Source organism: Bacillus sp. FJAT-18017 (assembly GCF_001278805.1).
Lineage (GTDB): Bacteria > Bacillota > Bacilli > Bacillales > Cytobacillaceae > Bacillus_D.
The window spans coordinates 1,437,230-1,453,696 of sequence record NZ_CP012602.1; the positions used below are offsets into that span (position 1 = coordinate 1,437,230).

The 16,467-nt window shown below is 44.5% G+C and carries 19 protein-coding genes and 2 riboswitches; of the genes, 18 read left to right on the forward strand and 1 reads right to left on the reverse strand.

Translation table 11 applies throughout. The features are described from left to right. Window positions 1-187 precede the first annotated feature (187 nt). The 4 genes from AM500_RS06385 (at window position 188) to gcvH (ending at window position 2,522) form a co-directional block, all read left to right on the forward strand. Complete coding sequence (locus tag AM500_RS06385) at window positions 188-964, forward strand: Cof-type HAD-IIB family hydrolase (protein WP_043932328.1); 777 nt, start codon at window positions 188-190, stop codon at window positions 962-964. Window positions 965-1,112: 148 nt separating this feature from the next. After that, entirely contained in the window at window positions 1,113-1,463 is a 351-nt protein-coding gene (locus tag AM500_RS06390; protein WP_053598496.1) for a hypothetical protein, read from the forward strand. 240 nt (window positions 1,464-1,703) lie between these two features. After that, complete coding sequence (locus tag AM500_RS06395) at window positions 1,704-2,060, forward strand: arsenate reductase family protein (protein WP_053598497.1); 357 nt, start codon at window positions 1,704-1,706, stop codon at window positions 2,058-2,060. Between the two features lie 81 nt (window positions 2,061-2,141). Next, on the forward strand, window positions 2,142-2,522 hold the full coding sequence (gene gcvH, locus AM500_RS06400; protein ID WP_053598498.1) for a glycine cleavage system protein GcvH: 381 nt from the start codon (window positions 2,142-2,144) through the stop codon (window positions 2,520-2,522). A gap of 427 nt (window positions 2,523-2,949) precedes the next feature. Here gcvH and AM500_RS06405 read toward each other — a convergent pair whose 3' ends face one another. Then, window positions 2,950-4,116: an IS256 family transposase gene (locus AM500_RS06405; protein WP_053597994.1), complete on the reverse strand. Its 1,167-nt coding sequence runs from the start codon at window positions 4,114-4,116 to the stop codon at window positions 2,950-2,952. A gap of 347 nt (window positions 4,117-4,463) precedes the next feature. On the opposite strand from AM500_RS06405, the gene AM500_RS06410 reads away from it, so the two are divergent. The 14 genes from AM500_RS06410 (at window position 4,464) to sufU (ending at window position 16,391) form a co-directional block, all read left to right on the forward strand. After that, window positions 4,464-4,712, forward strand: a complete 249-nt coding sequence (locus tag AM500_RS06410) for a YusG family protein (protein WP_231688121.1) — start codon at window positions 4,464-4,466, stop codon at window positions 4,710-4,712. A gap of 155 nt (window positions 4,713-4,867) precedes the next feature. Continuing rightward, window positions 4,868-5,236, forward strand: a complete 369-nt coding sequence (locus AM500_RS06415) for a toprim domain-containing protein (protein ID WP_053598499.1) — start codon at window positions 4,868-4,870, stop codon at window positions 5,234-5,236. Next, window positions 5,233-5,544, forward strand: coding sequence for a thioredoxin family protein (locus tag AM500_RS06420; RefSeq protein ID WP_053598500.1), 312 nt, complete (start codon window positions 5,233-5,235; stop codon window positions 5,542-5,544). Before AM500_RS06415 ends, AM500_RS06420 begins: the two co-directional genes overlap by 4 nt. Window positions 5,545-5,784: 240 nt before the next feature. Next, the gene (locus tag AM500_RS06425; protein ID WP_053598501.1) at window positions 5,785-7,056 is read left to right on the forward strand and encodes an MFS transporter; all 1,272 of its coding nucleotides are present in this window, start codon (window positions 5,785-5,787) and stop codon (window positions 7,054-7,056) included. 176 nt (window positions 7,057-7,232) lie between these two features. After that, on the forward strand, window positions 7,233-7,553 hold the full coding sequence (locus AM500_RS06430) for a hypothetical protein (protein ID WP_053598502.1): 321 nt from the start codon (window positions 7,233-7,235) through the stop codon (window positions 7,551-7,553). 90 nt (window positions 7,554-7,643) lie between these two features. Continuing rightward, a riboswitch (SAM riboswitch) is annotated at window positions 7,644-7,744 on the forward strand. A gap of 143 nt (window positions 7,745-7,887) precedes the next feature. Then, window positions 7,888-8,002: riboswitch (SAM riboswitch) on the forward strand. A 146-nt stretch (window positions 8,003-8,148) separates the two neighbouring features. Next, window positions 8,149-9,174, forward strand: coding sequence for a methionine ABC transporter ATP-binding protein (locus AM500_RS06435; RefSeq protein WP_053598503.1), 1,026 nt, complete (start codon window positions 8,149-8,151; stop codon window positions 9,172-9,174). Continuing rightward, window positions 9,167-9,835 (forward strand): methionine ABC transporter permease, encoded by a 669-nt coding sequence (locus tag AM500_RS06440; RefSeq protein ID WP_043932320.1) that lies wholly within the window; start codon window positions 9,167-9,169, stop codon window positions 9,833-9,835. The genes AM500_RS06435 and AM500_RS06440 overlap by 8 nt, the downstream gene beginning before the upstream one ends. A 68-nt stretch (window positions 9,836-9,903) precedes the next feature. Then, window positions 9,904-10,749 carry a MetQ/NlpA family ABC transporter substrate-binding protein gene (locus AM500_RS06445; protein ID WP_053598504.1) on the forward strand — a complete coding sequence of 282 codons (846 nt, stop codon included), beginning with the start codon at window positions 9,904-9,906 and terminating at the stop codon, window positions 10,747-10,749. A 355-nt stretch (window positions 10,750-11,104) separates the two neighbouring features. Next, window positions 11,105-11,476 (forward strand): carboxymuconolactone decarboxylase family protein, encoded by a 372-nt coding sequence (locus AM500_RS06450; protein ID WP_053598505.1) that lies wholly within the window; start codon window positions 11,105-11,107, stop codon window positions 11,474-11,476. Window positions 11,477-12,092: 616 nt separating this feature from the next. Further along, entirely contained in the window at window positions 12,093-12,278 is a 186-nt protein-coding gene (locus AM500_RS06460) for a YuzK family famiily protein (protein WP_053598507.1), read from the forward strand. Between the two features lie 344 nt (window positions 12,279-12,622). Beyond that, the gene (gene sufC, locus AM500_RS06465; RefSeq protein WP_043932315.1) at window positions 12,623-13,408 is read left to right on the forward strand and encodes a Fe-S cluster assembly ATPase SufC; all 786 of its coding nucleotides are present in this window, start codon (window positions 12,623-12,625) and stop codon (window positions 13,406-13,408) included. Window positions 13,409-13,427: 19 nt separating this feature from the next. Then, window positions 13,428-14,732: a Fe-S cluster assembly protein SufD gene (sufD, locus tag AM500_RS06470; RefSeq protein ID WP_053598508.1), complete on the forward strand. Its 1,305-nt coding sequence runs from the start codon at window positions 13,428-13,430 to the stop codon at window positions 14,730-14,732. Next, entirely contained in the window at window positions 14,729-15,961 is a 1,233-nt protein-coding gene (locus AM500_RS06475; protein ID WP_442853988.1) for a cysteine desulfurase, read from the forward strand. The genes sufD and AM500_RS06475 overlap by 4 nt, the downstream gene beginning before the upstream one ends. After that, window positions 15,951-16,391 (forward strand): Fe-S cluster assembly sulfur transfer protein SufU, encoded by a 441-nt coding sequence (gene sufU, locus AM500_RS06480; RefSeq protein WP_053598509.1) that lies wholly within the window; start codon window positions 15,951-15,953, stop codon window positions 16,389-16,391. Before AM500_RS06475 ends, sufU begins: the two co-directional genes overlap by 11 nt. The last annotated feature ends 76 nt before the right edge of the window (window positions 16,392-16,467 follow it).

A 16,467-nucleotide genomic window follows, 5' to 3' on the forward strand; every position in this document is an offset into this window, starting at 1 on the left:
TAAATAGACAACTCACAGCAGATATTAGACGCAGATGAGACAATTACTGGAACAACAAATTGTCAATCAGAATGGCCAACCATTAGGAAGTTTCGGATTATGGATTAATTGCGCAAACTTCTATACAATGTGAGGAATGAAGCCAGAAACCCGGCTAATGTTTTTTTAAAAAAGAAAGGTGTTGGACATGGCAAAGAATATTATCTTTTTTGATATTGATGGAACTTTATACGATGACAATAAGCGTCTTCCTGCCTCGACAAAGGAAGCGGTCCAGAAGCTGAAAGAGCTTGGCAATGAGGTTGCAATCGCCACCGGGCGAGCGCCATTCATGTTTGATGACCTCCGCGAAGAACTCGATATTCATACATACGTTTCCTTTAACGGTCAATATGTCGTCCTCCAGGGCAAACCAATCTATACAAATTGCCTCGACTTTAGGGCGCTTGAACAACTAACGGATACCGCAGCGAACAAGAATCATCCGCTTGTCTACATGGATGCCGACGACATGAAAACATCCGTGCCCGAGCACGAATGGGTATCAGAAAGTATGGGTACGCTCAAACTCTCAAGGGAAGCATCACTTGATCCAGAATACTTCCGCAGCCGTGAAATCTACCAGACGCTGCTATTCTGCCAGAAGGATGAGGAAAAGGCATATGAACAGGCCTTTAAGGAATTCGACTTCATCCGCTGGCATCCGCTTTCCGTCGATGTTTTGCCTGCCGGCGGCTCCAAAGCCCATGGTATTGAAAAACTGGTCGACGCTCTCGGGCTGTCCATGGACAATGCCTACGCGTTCGGGGATGGCCTCAATGATGTAGAAATGCTTGCAGCAGTTCCAAACAGCGTCGCCATGGGCAACGCCCACCCGAAAGCAAAAGAAGCCGCAAAATACGAAACCATTCACGTCAATGACGGTGGCATCCTGCACGGGTTAAAGATGGTTGGCCTACTGTAAACCAATTTTATATGAATTGAAACCCAGTCGTACTTTGCGGGCGGCTGGGTTTTTTTTGTTTTAGAAATGTCCTCAGGCAAATAACACTTCATCCTGTTTACCATCTCCCCTGCCTGCCCATACTTATGCGGTGAAAGGGGAGAACCATATGTTGTTTCGTTTTGTGCTATGTGCCTGGGCTGCCTTCATCCTGATGTTAACTTTAGTGTCAGACCCAGCTGCCTTTATAAATGAAAGCAGAGTGCAATTTAACTTCATCGCTGGCCCTGATTATCGCCAGTTATTTGATATGCCGGAAATTTTCACTTCCGGCTATATTAAGCAAAAAATTGGCCATATACTCGTGTTTTTTATGCTTTTTCTGGTTGCTCGAATCCAAATGAAAAGAGGGCAAGCTGTCCGCTTTTGCCTGGCACTTGCCATCATTACTGAATTTCTCCAGCTTTACCCGGAAGATCAGGCCGCCTATTGGATATCGGATATGATGCTGCCGGTTTGATTGTGGGAATGCTGGCAGTTGTTGTTTTTTCAAAAGAAAGCATGGGCCGGCGAGACCCGGCAAAGCAGCAAATAATGTAGGGCATTCAAAAAATCTGTTAGAATTAGCCGAAATACGGCAGGATTTCCAGTTACAATAGCGAATACTATTTATGGTGCGCTTCACGTAAATGTGATGATTAGGATTTTCCCTTGAGTTATGTTACGATTTCATGGGAATATGGTATAGGGGTGAAATAGTGTGGCATTAACATTTTACTGGTACCCGAAATGCGGAACGTGCCGGAACGCAAAGAAATGGCTGGATGAGCATGGACTGGCCTATGATGCAGTACATATTGCCGAGGAACCGCCATCACGTGAGACCTTAAAAGAGCTTCACGAGAAAAGTGGACTTGAGCTAAAGAAATTTTTTAACGTGACTGGCCAAAAATACAAGGAACTCGGCCTGAAAGATAAGGTGAAGACAGCCTCCGAGGACGAGCTGCTCGAGATTCTTTCATCCGATGGCATGCTGATTAAGCGGCCAATCCTCACCGACGGCAATAAAGTGACCGTTGGCTTCAAGGAAGACCAGTATAAAGAAACCTGGCTATAAAGCCTCTGCCGGAGACCGGCGTTAATGGCCTATCGATTTTTCAAGTCGATACAGATAAAGAATTCATTTGGAGGGATTGCAATGAGCACACCGAAGGATTTGCGGTATTCAGAAGAACATGAGTGGGTAAAGGTTGAAGATGGAAAGGTACGCATCGGTATCACACATTTCGCACAGTCCGAGCTGGGTGACATCGTATTCGTAGAGCTTCCTGAAGTAGGCGATGAACTTACAACGAACGAGCCATTCGGCAGCGTCGAATCCGTCAAGACCGTCTCCGAGCTATACGCGCCAATCAGCGGCAAGGTCGTCGAAGTAAACGAAGACTTGGCAGACAGCCCTGAATTTGTCAACGAGTCCCCATACGAAAAAGCATGGATGGTCGTCGTTGAACCAACAGACCTCAGCGAAGTCGACAAACTGATGGACGCTGAAAAATACGATGCAATGATCAATGAATAATGATAAAGGGTGTCCCAAGGTTAATTTGGGGCACCTTTTCTTATTTTTGAATATATCTTATTGGAAACATCTTGTTTATTTCCTGAAGCTAACCGTTGGGCAATACGTTATTGGTTACATTTCAAATGACTTCAAGAGCTGAAACGTAACCACTGGTTCTTATTGGTTACATTTCGCATGTTTTCAGAAGCCAAAACGTTACCAATACGTCTTATTGGTTACATTTCGCATGTTTTCAGAAGCCAAAACGTTACCAATGGGTCTTATTGGTCACATTTCGAATGTTTTCAAAAGCCAAAACGTTACCAATGGAGTCAAGTCCACTATCTTGTGTAAATTCCTATACAATGGTATATCAGCTTATTTTATTTTTGGTGGAATGAAGGGGGTACCCCCTTCATTCCACCAAAAATTTCGCGCTTCGCGTCTATTTTTTAAAAAGGATCTTTTTCCTTTCTTGTTCTTCCGTATAGTCAATCAGGATTGCGCCAATCATTCGAAATGCAGATTGGGTATTGGGGAAAATTCGGATTGACCTTTCCCTTCTACGGACTTCCTGATTCAACCGTTCCAGCGAATTTGTACTTCGGATATATGGGTGGTACTTGGCAGGTTCGTTAAGGAACTGAATGGCATCCTCGAAGCCTTCTTCCAATGTTCTCAGTGTACGCTCAAGTTTAGGATTATCCCCAAACCGGTCTATAAATTCATCCTTAAACCGCCTAGCCTCATCCGCCTCAGCTACATCAAAGATCCTCTTAAGCCCGAATTTCACCTCATCCATTTCTTTTTTGGGCAGATTGGTGAAAATGTTTCTTTTGAAATGAACCAGGCAACGTTGCCAGATGGTTCCCACGAACTCTTTAGCTATGGCGGCTTTCAGGCCTTTGTGTGCGTCAGAAATAACTATTTTGGGGGATTGGAGTCCTCTTTCCTGAAGGTGCTGGAAAAAACTCTGCCATGCTTCAAAACTCTCGGAGTGGGCCACTTTTAAGCCTAAGACATCCCGGTGATTGCCTTCATCAATCGCTGTCGCGATATAAACGGCTTTGGAGACCACGCGGTTATGTTCCCTTACCTTGATATACATCGCATCTGCAAAAATATAAGGATAATATTTAGTGTTAAGAGGCCGGCTGGCCCATTGGCTCACCACCGGGTCAAGCATTTCCGTCAGAGAAGAAACGAAGGATTTTGAAACACTCTCCCCGCATAATTGTTTGACAATATGCTTGACCTTTCGGGTGGATACGCCATTTACAACCATTTCAAGCATAGAGAGGATAAACGCCTGGTCGCATCTTGAATACCTTTCAAAAACGGTTGTCGAAAAGTCTCCACCCCGTGTACGGGGCACCTTCAAGGTAACTTTGCCGATACTGAGTAAAAGATCGCGTTCATAATAACCATTTCGGTAGTCGCGGCGAATTGAATTCCGCTCGTAGGCCCCAGCCTGGAGATACTCGTCCCGCTCCTTTTCCATTACGGCATTCAATACAAGGACAATGGACGCTTTCATCACAGTGTCGATGTTGGAAGCCATTACGGCTTCTTTTAAAACGTCGGTATTTAGGTTAAACTGAATTTGGGTCATCATTAATTCCTCCACATTGTTTTCGTCGCTGATAACATTGTTGACAAAAGGAATTAATTTGACCCTTTTTCTTTTTACACAATTATATGGACTTTATCTACCAATGGGTCTTATTGGTTACATTTCAAATGACTTCAGGAACTGAAACGTTACCAATACTATTGGTAACACAACACCTCGCTGACCGTAAAGCGGAACCCAGAAGGAAAGACAGACCTCGCTAATAGGAAGCTGTCATTCAAAATGGGCACGCGTGCTGCCAATTTTCAAAGTGGGTGGGCCTTTGCCCTTAGATTCCCAACCATTCTTTTGTGAACAGCGGGCAAGCTAATGGAAAAACAAAAAGGGTGATTATTTTGGCTTTACAGGAGCAGAAACTCGATATTACGGACAGGGTGGTTGGAAAACTAAATAATGGGGAAATAAAGCTGTATCTGGAAAATGAAGAAATCGGCAGGATTGCTTTAAATGGCATGGCGGAGTTTGAACTCGACAAGCGTTTCGAGGTAGCCCAGCAGCGGATATACCAAAACGTAACCATGCTTAGTGACCCTGATGAAAAATACACAGACTGCGACCAGCTTGGCTGGTGCTGAGAAGGCTCAGGAAATTGCCAGGCAATTTAGGGCTGCCAGGCATATTTCTATTTGCAAAATAGGCAGCATGATATAGTGAAAATAAGGTAGGAGACAACACAAAACGTAACAATACGAATAAGCTATTACTAACAACTTTCCTGCAGGTGATGTTAATGAGCGAAGAATACGCAGACAAGATTTTAATTGTCGAGGGCAAATCGGATAAGAAGAAGGTAATGAGCATTATCAAGGATCGTGTAGAAGTGATTTGTACAAATGGCACAATATCGCTTTCGAAGCTTGATGAAATGATCGATTCATTCGGGGACCGGGAAGTGTTTATTTTGGCTGATGCCGATGATGCTGGCGAGAAACTCCGCCGTCAATTCCGGCGGGAGTACCCTGAGGCTGAGCATTTATATATTGACCGAACCTATCGTGAGGTGGCAACCGCGCCTTACCATCATTTGGCGATGGTCCTGCTTAGCGCCAATATTGATGTTCATGCCGAATTTTTGGACATAGGCCGCACCGCACCATGAAAAACTGGACAAGCGCCGAGTTTGCTGCTTTTCTCGAAGGCGATGGAACCGGTTTGGCTTACTTTTACACACCTTTGTGCGGCACCTGCCAGGTAGCTTCAAAAATGCTTGAGGTCGTTTCTTCACTGTTCCCCGATCTGGAAATCGGCAAAACAGACCTGAACTATGCCCCAGACATTGCTGAGGCATATGAAATTATGAGTGTCCCTTGTCTTTTCTTAATTAAAGAAGGCAAGGTTGCCGAGTCCATCTACGCGTTCCAATCTGTCCCTTACCTGCTGGAAAAAATCAATACCGTTATAAAATAAGCAGATGCTCTCCAGCATCTGCTTTTTGCGTTATTTCTAAGTGACTTTGTATCCACTGGAGAACGAGTAGAGTAACTATTAGAGGTGGCGGAGAGACCTAGACATACATATACATAAGGAACATTACCCCAGGAAATAAAATTCTGTTTTCCCAGTGTGTTCCACTGTTTACAAAAAGTGTCTGGCAGTTTAGAATATTTAGGGAAGCGAAATAATTACTGCCAGCAAGGGGAGAAACGGATGGCTTTTTACAGACAGTGGGCCGTGCAGTACCGTACATATAACAAGAATATCCGTCTTAGCATGGCGGCTAATATGATTACCCAGGTGGGCCTGGGTATTTTCATTGTCATTTATAATTTTTATGTCCGCGAGCTTGGTTATACGGAGGCAGTGAATGGCCAAATTATTTCGATGGCCTCACTCGCTACGGCAATCATTCTTGTTCCAGCAGGAATGATAGGTGACCGGTTCGGAAGAAAACGTGTAATTTTGGCAGGCATTTTTGTATCTGGATTACTCCTTTTTTCAAGGGCAATTGCGACCGATGGGACAACCCTCATTTACCTTGCCTTTGCCGCAGGGCTTGCGGGCGCCTTCCTTCAGGTATCAGGAATTCCTTGGCTTGCTGAAAACTCCGATCCCTCGGAGCGGGTGAACCTGTTTGCCCTGCAGGCAGCGTTAATGACAGCCGCGAGTGTTATTGGAAACCTGCTTGGTGGTTTGCTTACTGATTTCTTCAGTTTATTTATGCCAGAGCTTTCAAGCATTAGACTGACTTTATTGATTGGGGCTGGAATCTATATAACCGGGGTAATTCCAGCATTCAAGTTCCAGGCGCCAATGAAACGAACAGAAGCTTCGCCATTGCCGGCAGGCTCTCCTGGTAAAAAAAGCGGCTTTAGCAAATCTGGTTTTAAAATCATCGCACTCTTTGCCTTTTCCCAGATGCTGATTGGTTTTGGAGCGGGGCTTGTTATCCCTTATTTGAATCTTTATTTTGCCGGCAGGTTCTCGGCATCTGCCTCGACAACTAGTTTCATTATATCGCTAGGACAGGCTGCAACTGCATTTGCAATGTTTATCGGTCCCCAGGTCGTCAAGCGGGTGGGCGAGGTCAGGGCGGTTGTGTATCTGCAATTGTCATCCTTGCCATTTTTAATACTGACTGCCTACACCGAAAATTTATTCCTTGCGGCGGTCGGATTTTTATTCAGGCAGGCGTTGATGAATGCAGGAAACCCAATTCAAAGTTCACTAATTATGTCGAAAGTCGACGATGGAATGAAGGGACTTGCGAATTCGATCAACCAGACAGTCTTCAACCTCGGATGGGCGCTTATGGGTCCTGTCTCGACCGGGATTGTCGTCCAGTATGGCAACTACTGGGGTTATGCATATGTATTTTCCATCACAGCCGTTCTTTACTTAATTGGTTCCGTATACTTTCTTATCGTGTTTGGAAGAAATCAAATCAAGAAGCCGTCTTCTGCTGCACAAAAGACTGGTTAATCTACTGGGCCTGCTGACATCAGCAGGTCTTTTTGCAAATCGAAAAAATAATTTTGTTCTCAAAGCTATTATTGAAAAAGGGCTGTTAATTTTCGAAGAGTTTAAGAAAGTTGTCGAACGAAATGTGAAGGATATTTCACCGGAGGTATGGAATGTAGTAGGGGGAGGGATACGATATGATTGCCGAACTGCAGAGATTCATTGAAAGCTATAATCAAAAGAAGCAAATGGCGGGACTATTTAGGTCCAAGCGGCCTTTGATTGTGGATTTGGGGGAATGGTCTCTGGAAATTTCCGGGAAATCTGCGCACCTTTCGCGCGAACTCCCCAAAGCTGAAGCTGATTTTATAATGGTTAAAGGATCGCCAGAAGCTCTTAAAGAGTTACTTTATGGAAAAACGGGCTTGCGGGTCTTGGCTGCTCAAGGCTTTTTAATTGTAAAAGGCTCTTTTCGGACGGTGCTTTTGCTTGAGTCGATATTTCTTTTATCGAAATAATAATAAAATTAAAATAAAAGATTGACGAGAAAAAAAGTGTAAGATAAAATAAGTTAAAATCCTAGCTCGATATTTTTAAAAAATTAATATTGCTTATCCAGAGAGGTGGAGGGACTGGCCCTATGAAGCCCGGCAACCGGTTTATACACGGTGCTAATTCCAGCAGGGCATGTGCTCTGCAGAGATAAGGAGAGACATCCCCTCTTCTTGGAGTGGATTTTTTATTTTTTAGAAAAATAATTTCCGCATTAAAAAATTTCCAAAAGCTCTTTATTGACATGATTTTTTAACCATGTTACGATTGCACACATAATTAACTGAATAATAAATGTTGCTCTTATCAAGAGAGGTGGAGGGAAGTGCCCGATGAAGCCCGGCAACCGTCACTGGATAGTATCCAGATGAAATGGTGCCAATTCACGCAAAGCGTTTGCTTTGGGAGATGGGAGAAAGGATATATTTGACTATGCCTTTCTGCCCGCGTGCAGAAAGGCATTTTCTATTCCTTAGAATATTAAAGTAAAACTTTCAAACGATAGAAAAGTATAGAGTCGAGATTGACGGGTAATTAAATGGAAGTAAAGAGGGTGATAGGATGATTTCGATAAAAAATGTCAGCAAGCTGTTCCCTTCGAAGCAGGGAGCGCTCAAAGCTGTTGAAGATGTTAATCTTGAAATAAACGAAGGTGAAATCTTTGGTGTGATAGGCTACAGCGGCGCCGGAAAAAGTACATTAATCCGAATGCTGAACAGGCTGGAAACACCAACAGAGGGAACCATAACAATCGATGATAGAGAAATCTCAAAAATAAAGGGCAAAGAGCTCCGGAAGGCCCGCATGGAAATCGCAATGATTTTTCAGCACTTCAACCTTCTCTGGTCACGAACTGTCCGGGAAAACATTGCATTCCCGCTAGAAATTGCCGGTGTATCAGGGGCTGCCCGCAAAAATCGGGTTGATGAACTGATTAAACTGGTTGGCCTAGAGGGAAGGGAGAATGCTTATCCTTCACAGCTCTCCGGAGGACAGAAGCAGCGTGTTGGCATTGCCAGGGCACTGGCCAATAATCCGAAGGTGCTGCTCTGTGATGAAGCAACCTCGGCACTTGATCCGCAAACGACCGATTCAATCCTTGATCTGTTGGTCGATATTAACAAGCGTCTTGGGCTGACAATTGTTCTGATTACACACGAAATGCATGTTATCAGGAAAATTTGCCATCGGGTTGCTGTTATGGAAAGCGGCAAAATTGTTGAGCTTGGCCCAGTACTTGATGTATTTAGAAATCCTCAACAGCCAATTACGAAACGATTTGTCCAGCAGGTCACTGAGCCGGAGGAGACAAAGGAGACGATTGAGCATCTCCTGGAGCAATATCATTCCGGACAAGTGATTCAGCTAACGTTCGTAGGAGAATCGACCGAGCAGCCATTGATCACCAACTTGATCAGGCAATACGGTGTTACAATCAATATCCTTCAAGGGAAAATTTCGAAAACCCAGAGTGGCTCATATGGGACTTTGTTCGTCCATCTTGATGGCACGGATGAGGAAATCGGAAAGGCGCTTGAGTATATTCAATCCCAGCAGATTGGCGTGGAGGTGATTGCGAATGCTTGAGGAACTTTTTCCGAACGTCGACTGGGAAGACATCTGGGAGGCAACGATTGAAACGCTTTATATGACAAGCATTTCGGTTGTCATTACCTTTATTCTTGGAATTATTCTTGGTTTGTTGCTTTTCCTGACAGGCAAAGGAAACCTTTGGGAAAATGCTTTTATTAATAAAATTATTGCTGCTTTTGTTAACGTGTTCCGTTCCATCCCCTTCATCATTCTAATAGTACTGCTGATTCCATTTACGATTTGGCTGGTCGGCTCGATGATTGGCGAGGAAGCTGCATTGCCTGCCTTGATTATTGGATCGGCACCGTTTTACGCAAGAATGGTTGAAATCGGGCTCCGTGAAATTGACAAAGGTGTAATTGAAGCCGCTAGATCAATGGGTGCTTCGACCTGGACGATTATCTGGAAGGTACTGCTTCCTGAATCGATGCCGGCACTTGTGTCTGGTATCACAGTTACAGCGATTGCACTTGTCAGCTATACTGCAATGGCTGGGGCGATTGGTGCAGGGGGACTTGGGAACCTTGCGTATCTTGAAGGTTTCCAGCGCTCAAGGCCGGATGTGACTCTCGTTGCAACAATTGTCATCTTGATTATCGTTTTCATCATACAGATTATTGGAGACACATTTACTAAAAAGCTTGATAAGAGATGATTCCTTCGGCCCTATTGTGGCCGGTTCATAAAAAAATACTTTCACCCATATAAAAGGAGAGGAAACAAATGAAAAAATGGTTTGGCTTACTTTTAACATTAGCACTGACATTGGCGCTTGCTGCTTGCGGAAGCTCTGATGATAATGCAAGCGGCGGCAGTGACAGCAAGAAAGAAAAGAAGGAACTAGTTGTTGGTGCATCAAACGTGCCGCACGCTGAAATTCTTGAACAAGCAAAGCCGCTTTTAGAGGAAAAAGGCATTGAGCTAGAAATCGAAACATTTACTGACTACGTTCTGCCAAATAAATCTCTTGATTCTGGCGATCTCGATGCAAACTACTTCCAGCACATTCCGTACTTCGAGTCCCAAATTGCAGAAAACGGTTATGAGTTTGCTAATGCAGGCGGCATCCACATTGAGCCGATTGGCGTGTACTCCAAGAAATATAAGAGCCTTGAAGAATTGCCTGAAGGCGCTCATATCATTGTAAGTTCTTCTGTAGCAGACCATGGCCGTATCCTGACTATGCTTGAAGCAAAAGGCCTGATTAAACTAAAAGAAGGTATCGACAAAACTACTGCAACTGCAAAAGACATTGTTGAAAACCCTAAGAACCTGGACTTTGATGCTCAGTACGAAGCAGCACTTCTTCCGCAAATCTACAATAACGGTGAAGGCGATGCAGTCCTAATCAATTCCAACTATGCTCTTGATGCTGGCTTAAACCCAGTAAAAGATTCTATTGCAATCGAAGAATCTGACTCTCCATACGTTAACATCATTGCGGTTAACAAAGGCGATGAAAATAAAGAGGAAATCAAGGCTCTAGTTGAAGTCCTTCGTTCAAAAGAAATCCAGGATTGGATCCTGAAAGAATACGGCGGTTCTGTCGTACCAGTAAAAGCTGAATAATTGATTTAGCGGCAGGCTCCCGGTTGGGGGCCTGTTTTTTTGGTCGAAAGATTATGTGGATGGGGCCTCGGTTACTTGATGTGTCCTGAAAAATTAAAAATCTGTCCTGTATCGTACGGGAAATGTCCTGCATTTTTCGGGAAATGTCCCGTATATCGAAAAATCTGTCCTGATTCTTAAAAAATCTGTCCTGATTCAAAATACGAACCAACGGTTTAGGCAGAATTCCATTGGTCAGCAACTCGACCATCTATTTGTACCGGGAAATCAGGTCCTGGTATTGTTTCAAGCGAATACTCTCCCTTTGGTTATTGCATACTAATCTTTGTGATGACAAACGTGAGGAGTGGAATAAATGGAACATTTTCATGAACCGCAAAATTCAACGGAAGCATCGTTATATGATTACAAAGCTGGCCTAGGTTTGTTTACGCAAAAAATGCCGGATATTGCCCGCCACTATAATGCTTTTACGGAAGCATGCTTTAAAGAGGGGGCTCTTTCCCAAAAGCAGAAACAGTTAATCGCATTGGGTGTTGCGCTCAATTCACAGGATGAGTATTGTATCATTTATCACCTGAAAGGCTGTTTGGATCAGGGAGCGTCCGAACAAGAGATTCTGGAGGCTGTAGGAGTCACTGCAGCTTTTGGTGGAGGAGCCGCCATGAGCCAGGGAGTAACTCTTGTTCAGGAAGCGATGGATGAATTGAATCAATTAAAACAATAAACATAGAAGGTGGCCTATATTAATAGTGGCCACCTTTTTTATTGTGAAATCGCAACTTTAAAAATGATTTGAATTGAGTGCTGGCTACTCCGAAATGGTGCTGCTTTTTGGAGTATACCGCGGTTCGCGGATTAATCTTCTAACCAGCACCATTGATTAATCCAGTAAAACGTATTTGGTGGATTAATCTCCTCGGCAGCGGCGCGAATTAATCCAGTAAACAGCATTTTGTGGATTAAACTCCTTATTATCCCCATGATTATTCAAGAAAACAGAACTTTGTGGATTAATCACCACTTCAATCACAACAATTAACCCAGTAAATCCCCCGCGCACTCTTGGATAATCGGAAAATGATGATGCTCTTAAACCTGAAAGGATTGACTGTTGGAACCATTTTCCACCTTCGTATTTCCCAATTTTCGTTAATTCCTTTTCTGTACGGGTAAACAAAGAAGGTGCGGTGGTTATTCCGTATGTGCAGCAGCTAACGTAGTAACGAAGAACGATACCGCAAAATTCGGAGCAAAGATGAGCTGTATGACTGAACCGAACGGTGGTTGTCGGCCAATTTTTGCAAAAAAACAGCGTGACACACTCAGAAAGGAAGATTAAATTGGATAATAAACTTGATTTGAAGTATACGTCGGAGATGGAAAAAGCTATGCAGCAGTCTCATGGGGTTGGCTATGAGGAGTATAATCTTAAGCATGAGACTCGGATGGAGGTTGAGCAGCGCCGCGAGGAGGAGTATGTTAAGAGCCGGAGGATTGTTGCTGATCTGGACCGGAAAGTGTTTTAGTTTTTCAAGAGAATTTGTCCCTCGGATGAAACTGTATATAATAGGAAGAAAGCCGGGATGCCAGTGGACCTTTTCACTGGCATTTCGGCTTTTTTTGAGCTATTGTAAGTACGTATGATACATGAACCCTCTAAGGCAGGGGAAAATAGCTTGAGAAGTAGGCGCAGCTTATTCTCACTGGAGCATGGTTCATTGAAAATGGTTGGCACCTTTTTCAATCGGTTTAAAGGGTTGCTAACAAATTAAATTTGTTATAAGATTGTAATGAGAATAAAATGAGAATGGAAGCCTGGCTGCCTGTATGGCAATATTGAAGGCTTCTAACTTTCTGCGGAGGTATGGAAATGGCCGGATCAACTTTAACGATCAAAGATTTGCACGTCGCGATTGACGGCAAAGAAATTCTTAAAGGGGTAAACCTTGAAGTAAAAGGCGGGGAAATCCACGCGATTATGGGACCGAACGGTACTGGTAAATCGACTCTTTCCTCGGCTATTATGGGCCACCCTAAATATGAAGTAACGAGCGGTTCAATCACTTTCGATGGTGAGGACGTTCTGGAAATGGAAGTGGACGAGCGTGCTCGCGCAGGCCTGTTCCTTGCAATGCAATATCCTAGCGAAATCAGCGGCGTAACAAATGCCGATTTTTTACGCTCTGCAATTAACAGCCGCAGAGGCGAAGGCAATGAAATCTCCTTGATGAAGTTCATTCGCCAGATGGATAAACAGATGGATTTTCTGGAAATGGATCAGGATATGGCGCAGCGTTACCTGAATGAAGGGTTCTCAGGCGGTGAGAAGAAGCGCAACGAAATCCTGCAGCTTATGATGATTGAGCCTAAGATTGCGATTCTCGATGAAATCGACTCCGGTCTTGATATCGACGCGCTTAAGGTTGTTTCAAAGGGAATCAATCAAATGCGCGGCGAAGAGTTTGGCTGCCTGATTATTACCCACTATCAGCGCCTTCTAAACTATATCACTCCGGATCATGTGCATGTTATGATGCAAGGCCGCATCGTTAAGTCTGGCGGCCCTGAACTGGCGCAGCGCCTGGAAGCTGAAGGCTATGACTGGATCAAGCAAGAGCTTGGCATTGAAGATGAAACTGTCGAGCAAGAAGCTTAAATCTTAGGGGGATTATTTCATGACAATTGAAACTTTACTTCCTTTTGACCAGGAGTTCGTCAGCTCTTTTTCAAAAGGAAAGGCTGAGCCGGAATGGCTGACCGAGCTGCGCGTCAAGGCGCTAGCTCGTGCGGAAGAACTTTCGATGCCGCGGCCTGATAAAACAAAAATAGATAAGTGGAACTTTACAAAGTTCGATTATTTGACTGTAGAAAGCGCTCCTTATGCAACGCTTGCTGAATTGCCTGAAGAGGTTAAATCCCTTGTTGATGCAGAAGGGCAAAAAAATCTATATGTCCAGCGCAATAATACGCCAGCATTCCTTTCCCTTTCACAGGAATTAAAGGATCAAGGGGTAATCTTTACGGATATTTTGACCGCGGCCAGGGAACATGGCGACTTGCTGCGCAAGTATTTCATGAACCAGGCTGTCCAGGTTGATGAACATCGCCTGACTGCCCTTCATGCGGCACTTATGAACGGCGGCACTTTCCTCTATGTTCCAAAAAACGTCGAGATTGCCGAGCCTATCCAGGCTGTTTATATTCATGATGACGAGAATTTGAGCTTGTTCAACCACGTTATCGTTGCTGCTGATGACAATAGCTCGGTCACATATGTTGAAAACTATATTTCAACAGTTGAAGGCAAAGGCGTATTCAATCTCGTCAGTGAAGTCATCCTAGGCACAAATGCACGTGTACGTTACGGTGCAGTTGATACCCTTGCAAAAGGGATTACGACCTACGTGAACCGCCGGGGAGTTACTGGCCGTGATGCTCGCCTTGAATGGGCACTTGGCCTTATGAATGATGGCAATACAATTTCCGATAATGTGACAAACTTAATCGGCGATGGTTCTCAAAGCGATCTAAAAACCGTTGTTGTCGGCCGCGGGGAACAAATTCAGAACTTTACAACCAAGATTGTTCATTTTGGTAAAAATACTGAAGCCTTCATCTTGAAGCATGGTGTTATGAAGGACAGTGCTTCTTCAATCTTCAACGGTATCGGCAAGATTGAACATGGCGCGTCCAAATCAAATGCCCAACAGGAATCACGGGTATTGATGCTGAGCGAAAAAGCTCGCGGAGATGCGAACCCAATCCTATTGATTGACGAAGATGATGTTGTCGCTGGCCATGCTGCATCTGTTGGCCGTGTTGACCCGCTTCAGCTTTATTATCTAATGAGCCGCGGAATTTCCAAGACTGAGGCTGAACGCCTGATCATCCATGGATTCCTTGCTCCAGTTGTTGATTCTCTAGCTATCGAGGGTGTTAAAAAGCAGCTGTCCGAAGTGATTGAGAGGAAAGTAAGATGATTAATTCAGCCGAATTGCGCGAGCTGTTTCCGATTCTGAACCAGGAAGTGAATGGCCGTCCGCTTGTCTATCTTGACAGCGGCGCCACTTCACAAAAGCCTGTCCAGGTCATCGAGGCGCTTAACACCTACTATCGCGAGTATAATTCCAATGTTCACCGTGGTGTCCATACGCTCGGGACAAGAGCGACCGATGCATATGAAGGCGCGCGCGAGAAGGTTCGGAAGTTTATTAATGCTAAGTCAATACAGGAAGTTATTTTTACACGCGGGACGACGACTAGCTTGAATACTGTCGCCCACAGCTATGCGACGGCGAACCTTGGCGAGGGAGACGAAATCGTCATTTCCCCAATGGAGCACCACAGCAATATCATTCCCTGGCAGCAGGCCGCAAAAAGGACCGGCGCCACACTGAAATATTTACCTCTCCAGGATGACGGCACGATTTCGCTTGAAGATGTCCGAAATACTGTGACATCGAATACGAAAATTGTCTCAATAGTGCATATTTCGAACGTGCTTGGCGTTGTAAACCCAGTTAAGGAAATTGCGAAAATTGCTCATGAAAATGGTGCAATTATGGTCGTTGATGGTGCACAAAGCGCCCCTCACCTAAAAGTGGATGTCCAGGATTTGGATTGCGATTTCTTCGCTTTTTCTGCCCATAAAATGTGCGGACCTACAGGAATTGGGGTATTGTATGGTAAAAAGCATCTTCTGGAAAATATGGAGCCGATCGAATTTGGCGGTGAAATGATTGATTTTGTCCATGATTATGAGTCAACCTGGAAAGAGCTTCCCTGGAAGTTCGAGGCTGGCACCCCAATCATTGCAGGCGCGATTGGACTAGGAGCGGCGATTGACTTTTTGCAGGAAGTGGGACTTGAGAACATCGATGCCCATGACCGGAAACTCGGAGCCTATGCCTTGGATAAAATGTCTGAAATCGAAGGCATTACTATTTATGGTCCATCCGATATTTCCAAGCGGACAGGGATTGTCACCTTTAACATTGAAGATGTCCATCCGCATGATGTCGCAACAGTTCTTGACGCCGAAGGCATTGCTGTCAGGGCAGGCCATCATTGTGCCCAGGTACTGATGAGATGGCTAAAGGCAAGCGCGACTGCAAGGGCAAGCATGTACCTTTATAACACCGAAGAAGATATTGACAGGCTTGTTGAAGGCCTTGTCAAAACAAAGGAGTATTTCAGCGATGTCTTCTAATAACTTGGATCAGTTATACCGCCGGGTCATCATGGACCACTACAAGAACCCTCGCAATAAAGGGGTAATTGAAGATGGAAGCCTGACGGTCAATATGAACAACCCAACATGCGGCGACCGGATCCAGCTTACAATGAACGTTGAAGACGGTATTGTGACCGAATCAAAATTTGAAGGAGAAGGCTGCTCAATCTCAATGTCTTCTGCTTCAATGATGACACAGGCGATCAAAGGGAAGCCAATTGAAGATGCCCTGAAGCTTTCGACCATTTTTTCTGATATGATGCAAGGCAAGGATTATGATGATTCATTTGATCTTGGCGACATTGAGGCGCTCTCGGGCGTTTCGAAGTTCCCGGCTCGGATTAAATGTGCTACGCTTGCATGGAAGGCTATGGAGAAAGGTCTAGGGGATCAAAAGAAAGAGTAGGATCCGCTTGAGGGCTGATTGGCCCTTTCCGGTTTTCAGAATAAAGCTTGTTTTACCAGGCTTTACTACATTGGGC